We start from the raw sequence: 247 nt of genomic DNA, 5'->3' as shown, positions 1-247 counted from the left end.
GCCCAGGCCCTGGCCCATATCCCCTCCGCCGTGCCGATCCACGTAATGCACCTAGGCGCCGCCCTAGCGCCCCCATTCGCCCGGGAGGCCCAGGCCCTCATGGCCCGGGAACCCAGCTACCGCTGGCTCGGGGAGCTGCCCCACGGGCAGGCGCGGCGAACGCTGGCCGCATCCTGGCTCATGGTGGTGAGCTCCTTCATGGAAGGAGGCGCCAACGTGATCGCCGAAGCAGTGATGTCGGGGGTGC

At 70.9% G+C, this 247-nt stretch carries 1 pseudogene; it reads left to right on the top strand.

What is annotated here, in order from left to right:
* Positions 1-247, top strand: a pseudogene (locus ACTFO6_RS19365) (selenoneine biosynthesis selenosugar synthase SenB); the annotation flags it as partial.

Source organism: Pelomicrobium sp. G1 (assembly GCF_051905455.1).
Classification (GTDB): Bacteria; Pseudomonadota; Gammaproteobacteria; order Burkholderiales; family UBA6910; genus Pelomicrobium.
This window is presented reverse-complemented; position numbering and strand designations above follow the sequence as displayed.